The sequence below is a fragment of the Kribbella albertanoniae genome (assembly GCF_004348455.1).
Classification (GTDB): Bacteria; Actinomycetota; Actinomycetes; order Propionibacteriales; family Kribbellaceae; genus Kribbella; species Kribbella albertanoniae.
In genome coordinates, this window is record NZ_SMKA01000415.1 from 1 (window position 1) to 5,383 (window position 5,383).

The following is a 5,383-nucleotide window of genomic DNA, read 5'->3' on the forward strand; positions in this document are numbered from 1 at the left end:
GGTGTGGAGCATGCTGGTCATCCAGTAGGAGAAGTGCTGGGCTTTCCAGACTCGGGCCAGGGCGCGCGGGCTGTACTCGTCGAGTGCGTCGCGGCCGTGGAGGGTTCGTTCGAGGACTTCGGCGAGGACTCGGACGTCTGCCAGGGCGAGGTTGAGGCCCTTGGCGCCGGTGGGTGGGACGGTGTGGGCGGCGTCGCCGGCGAGGAGGAGGCGGCCGTGGCGCATGGGTTCGGCGACGAAGCTGCGGAAGCGGAGTACGGTCTTGCCGGTGATCGGGCCTTCGTTCAGGGTGAGGCCGTCGGGACCGGCGACGCGGGACTGCAGTTCGGACCAGATCCGGTCGTCGGACCAGGCATCGACGTCTTCCTCGGGATCACACTGGAAGTACATCCGCTGCAGGGTGTCAGTCCGCTGACTGATCAACGCGAACCCACGCGGCGAATGCGTGTAGATCAACTCCGGCGCACTCTTCGGCGCCTCGGCCAGAATCCCGAACCAGGCAAACGGATACTCGCGCGCATAGTGCCGTCGCAGCGACTCCGGCACCTCCAACCGGCACATCGAATGCGAACCGTCCGCACCGACCAGGTAGTCGCAGCGCACCTCGTGCTCACGACCGTCCACCCCGGTGTACAAGATGCCGGGCAGATCTGACGTCACATCGACAACCCGGGTCCCAGCAACCCCGAACCGCACGTCACCACCATCACGAGCCCGCGCATCGGCCAGATCGATAAACACATCCGTCTGCGGATACAGCCACGACGCCGCCCCGACCAGTCCCCGGAAGTCGATCCGATGACTGACACCGCCGTACCGCAGCACGATGCCGTCGTGCGCAATCCCCTCCCGGCGAACGCGATCGGACACCCCGGTCTCGACGAGCAGCCGGACGCTGTCCTCCTCGAGGATGCCGGCCCGGACGGTGCTCTCGATCTCCAAGCGGGTACGGCGATCAACCACGACCGAATCGATCCCCGCCAGCGCCAGCAGGTGCGACAGCATCAGACCGGCCGGTCCACCACCGACGATCCCGACCTGGGTGCGCGTCAGTTCAGTCATCCTTCAACACGTCCTGCGCGATCGCGAACGCATGATTGGCCGCCGGCACCCCGCAGTACACGGCCGACTGCAACAGCACCTCAACAATCTCTTCCGAACTCAGCCCATTACGACGTGCAGCCCGCAGATGCATCGGCAGCTCGGTCCAGTGCCCGTGCGCGATCAGCGCGGTGATGGTGATCGCGCTCCGCATCCGGCGGTCGAGCCCGGGCCGCGCCCAGACCGAACCCCACGCATAGCGGGTGATCAGTTCCTGGAAGTCCGCGGTGAGCGCAGTCTTCCCGGCCTCGGCCCGGTCGACGTGCTCGTCCCCCAGCACCTCTCGCCGTACCTGCATCCCGGCGTCGTACGTCGGATCGCTCATCGCACCCCTCGCTGAAAGAAGTCGGTCAGCACCCCAGCCACGGCCAGCGGTTCCTCGGCCGGCGGCAGATGCGCACTACCTTCGAACACGTACGACGTTGCCCACGGCAACCGATCCGCCGAGTCCCGAGCCAGCTCAGCCGGTACGACGCGATCGTGGCGACCGGCCGCCACCAGCACCGGCACAGTCGCGGAACCGAGTCGCTCCCGGCCGTCGAATCGGGCCAGCGCCTCACACGTCGCTGCGTACGACCGGGCATCCGCATCGGTCAGACTGTCCAGCAACCGCGCAGCAGTCCGCGGATCGCGGTCCGTGAAACCAGGAGCGAACCATCGCTCCACCGACCCCGCGATCAGCGCCGAGGTCGACGCGGTCCGCACGAGATCCGCGCGTTCGTACCAGGACCCGGCCTCCCCGATCTTCGCGGCCGCCGCGAGCGTGGCGATCCCGGTAAACGGGCCCGGGGCAACGGCCAGGGCGAACCCGACCGCACCGGCCACGGACACTCCGGCGTACCAGACGTTGCCAGTGGCAAGCTCTGCACCGATCTTCCGAAGACTCTCCCCGAGATCGCCGAGTTCGAACCCGACCGCCGGCCCGCTCCGGCCGTGACCCGGCAGATCCCACCCGACAACCCGGAACGACGGCGTCAGGTGCTGGACGCACGCACCCCACAACGCCTCCACCGAGGTCCCCAACGACGGTCCGACGATCAGCAGATCGCCCGAGCCGCCGAAGTCGGTGCAGGTGAGCTCAACCACGATCCCACCGCTCCAGAACCCGGTCGACGAACGCAGTCGCCGACCCGAGATACTCCGCCGGGTCGTCTCCCGTACCGCGCTCGGCCAGCAACTCGACCGCCGCCTCCTGCGCGCGGTGAGACATCACGTCGGCATCGACCTCCAGACCGCCAACCAGGTCAGCAGTCTGGGACAACGCGGTCACGCCCAACGTCAGAACCCGAGTAAACGCGGGCCATTCCGCATGCCAGGCACCATCCGGTCGCTCGTCGACCGCGAGCCCGCTGCACATGTGGAGATGCGCGACCAACGACAGCACCTGCAACGCCGCACTGCGAACCAGCACGCTGAGCACCGGGTTCGCCTTCTGCGGCATCGTCGACGACGTCCCCTTCCCGGCGGACCGCGCTTCCCGAACCTCCCCAACCTCAGGACGCCCCAAGAACAAGATATTCCCCGCAATGACCCCGGCCGCCGCACAGGCCTCGGCCATCACATCCGCGACGCGGGTGATCGGCGTACGACGAGTGTGCCAAGGCAGCGCCGATTGCAACCCGAGTTCGGCGGCGAACGCATCGACCACCGCATCCGGTACGTCGGTCAACTCCCCCAGCAATGACCGGGTCCCAGCAGCTCCCCCGACCTGCACCGGCAGCTCGACCCCACGCACGGCGTCCCGCGCATCCAGTACGCCGATCAGCCACTGCGCAACCTTCAGTCCGAACGTAACTGGTACGGCGTACTGCGTAAGCGTCCGCCCCGCCATCACCGTCTCCCGATGCGCCCGGGCCAGCTCAGCCAGCGCAGCAGCCGTCAGAGTGAGGTAGGTGTCGGCCCGCCCGAGCGCATCCTTGGCCAGCAACATCAACGCGGTGTCGAGAACATCCTGGCTGGTCAACCCGCGATGCAGCACCTGCGCTGTCTCGTCGTCAACCATCGAGCGCAGGATGCGAACAAGCTCAACCACCGGGCTACCCGCATTCTCGACCGCCTCCGGCGCCGGCCGAGGAACCCCGTTGGCAATGGCCGCATCGAGGGACCCCGTGCTCTGGCTTCGGGCGAGCAGCCAGGCGCGTTCAACTTGGAGGAGGGCGTGCCAGAGGCCGTCGTCGCCGAGGCCGGCGGCGCGGTGGTGACCCGGCTCCAGGAGGTCGCTCATTTGTGGCCCGGGTAGGTCAGGAAGACCGATTGGTTGTCGCCTTGCAGGTGCAGGTCGAGCTGCAGCGAGCCGTCGGCACCTCGGGTGGCGATCAGCCGGGCGCGGTCGTCCGCGTCAAGGGACGCCAGTAGCCGATCGTTCGTCAGGGCCGGGTGATCCGGCACGTAGATCCGGGTGAACAAGCGGTCGAGCAGCCCGCGGGCGAACACGGTCACCGCGAAGAACGGCGCACCACCGTCGACCGCCCCGGGCTCAACCGTGGAGAACCAATACTCACCCACCCGGTCGGTGGCGCAGCGACCCCAGCCGGTGAAAACACCGTTACGCACCAACGATCCAGGAACAACCGGGACCACACCGGCCGCATCGGCCTGACGGATCTCGATCAGCGCGTCCGGAACCGGTGAACCGGCGCCGTCGTACACGATGCCGTGCAAGCGGATTCCGGTGCCGGGGGCAACCAGTTCGCGATCGCCGTCGTACGGGAGGGCGTAGTGGAAGAACGGACCGACGGTCTGTCCGGGCGTGCGCTCAGGCATGATCCTCGTCCTCCAGCGGCGTCGCGTGGGATCCCGTCAGGACGATGTCCCACCGGTAGCCCAGCAGCCATTCGTGCTGGGACAGGTCGTGTTCGTACGTCGCGATCAGGCGTTCCCGCGCGGCCGGATCGGAGATCGACTGGAAGATCGGGTCGAGCCCGAAGAGCGGATCGCCCGGGAAGTACATCTGGGTGACGAGCCGCTGGGTGAAGTCGGTACCGAACAGCGAGAAGTGGATATGGGCCGGCCGCCAGGCGTTCCGGTGGTTCCGCCAGGGGTACGGCCCGGGCTTGATCGTGGTGAACGAATAGTTGCCGTCAGCATCGGTCAGGCAGCGGCCGACGCCGGTGAAGTTCGGGTCGATCGGGGCCGGGTGCTGGTCGCGCTGGTGGATGTAGCGGCCGGACGCGTTCGCCTGCCAGATCTCGACCAGCTGATCCCGGACCGGGCGGCCGTCGCCGTCCAGCACCCGACCGGCGACCAGGATCCGCTCGCCGAGCGGCTCACCACCCGCCTGAATCGTCAGATCGGCCTCCAGCGGATCGACGTCATGCTCCCCGAAGACCGGTGCCAGCAGCTCAGCACCTTCCGGGTCCGCCTGCCGCAGGTCCTTGGTCGGGAACCGCAGCAACGAACTCCGGTACGGCGCGAAGTCCAAGGCAGGTCCGGACGGTTCGACCCGTACGCCGCCGGGCCCGGCATGGGCCGCGGCGATCTCGGCGGAGATCTGCTCTTGGGCGAGTTCAGGCGCGACGGGTTCGTTCACCAGCCAATCGTCGCCACCGCGCGCCGCGTCTGCCACGATGGTCTTCCGCTGAGTGGAAGGAACGTCGAGATGGCCGGCCGAGTCTCCACGCCTGGCGCGACGGTGGTGTCCCGCGCGCTCAGCCTTCTGTTCGCCTTCGACGACCAGCACCGCCGCCTGACCCTCACCGAACTCGCGAGCCGCGCCGACCTCCCGCTACCCACCGCCCACCGCCTGGTCGGCGAACTCGTCACCGGCGGCGCCCTCAGCCGCCGCTCCGACGGCCGGTACGTCGTCGCCCGCAGACTGTGGTCGGTCGGCCTGCTCGCACCCCTGCCGAGCGGGCTGCGCGAAACCGCCGGCCCGTTCCTGAACGACATCCATGCCGCAACCCGCGCGACCGTCCACCTGGCGATCCGCGAAGGCATCCGCACGCTCTACCTGGAACGACTCACCGGGCGCGCGTCCGTACCCATCATCAGCACCGTCGGCTCCTACCTCCCCCTGCACTCGACCGGCGTCGGCAAGGTCCTCCTCGCCCACGCCCCGGCGGACATCCAGGAGGAGGCGATGACCCAGCTGACCCGCTTCACTCCCCACACCATCACCCACGCACCCCGCCTCACCCGGCAACTCGTCGAGATCCGCGACCGCGGCTACGCGACCACCACCGAAGAAATGACCCTCGGAGCCTGCTCGATCGCCGTACCGATCCGCCCCACCGGCCCCGACGGCCCAGTGGTCGCCGCCATCGGCGTGGTAGTCCCCAACCTC

General features: G+C 68.4%; 7 protein-coding genes. 1 reads left to right on the forward strand and 6 read right to left on the reverse strand.

Annotated elements, in window-relative coordinates:
• From E1261_RS43065 to pcaH, 6 genes are all read right to left on the reverse strand, one after another.
• Positions 1-1,062: 4-hydroxybenzoate 3-monooxygenase (locus tag E1261_RS43065; protein WP_132415859.1), on the reverse strand; the 1,062-nt coding region annotated here is incomplete at its 3' end.
• Positions 1,055-1,426: a 4-carboxymuconolactone decarboxylase gene (gene pcaC, locus E1261_RS43070; RefSeq protein ID WP_132415861.1), complete on the reverse strand. Its 372-nt coding sequence runs from the start codon at positions 1,424-1,426 to the stop codon at positions 1,055-1,057. The genes E1261_RS43065 and pcaC, both read right to left, overlap by 8 nt.
• Entirely contained in the window at positions 1,423-2,187 is a 765-nt protein-coding gene (locus tag E1261_RS43075) for an alpha/beta fold hydrolase (protein WP_165952851.1), read from the reverse strand. The genes pcaC and E1261_RS43075 overlap by 4 nt, the downstream gene beginning before the upstream one ends.
• Complete coding sequence (locus tag E1261_RS43080) at positions 2,180-3,325, reverse strand: lyase family protein (RefSeq protein ID WP_132415865.1); 1,146 nt, start codon at positions 3,323-3,325, stop codon at positions 2,180-2,182. The genes E1261_RS43075 and E1261_RS43080 overlap by 8 nt, the downstream gene beginning before the upstream one ends.
• Complete coding sequence (pcaG, locus tag E1261_RS43085) at positions 3,322-3,864, reverse strand: protocatechuate 3,4-dioxygenase subunit alpha (RefSeq protein WP_132415867.1); 543 nt, start codon at positions 3,862-3,864, stop codon at positions 3,322-3,324. Before pcaG ends, E1261_RS43080 begins: the two co-directional genes overlap by 4 nt.
• Positions 3,857-4,630: a protocatechuate 3,4-dioxygenase subunit beta gene (gene pcaH, locus E1261_RS43090; RefSeq protein WP_202875457.1), complete on the reverse strand. Its 774-nt coding sequence runs from the start codon at positions 4,628-4,630 to the stop codon at positions 3,857-3,859. Before pcaH ends, pcaG begins: the two co-directional genes overlap by 8 nt.
• A gap of 69 nt (positions 4,631-4,699) precedes the next feature.
• On the opposite strand from pcaH, the gene E1261_RS43095 reads away from it, so the two are divergent.
• Positions 4,700-5,383 (forward strand): IclR family transcriptional regulator (locus E1261_RS43095; protein ID WP_132415869.1); only part of this gene is annotated, 684 nt, incomplete at its 3' end.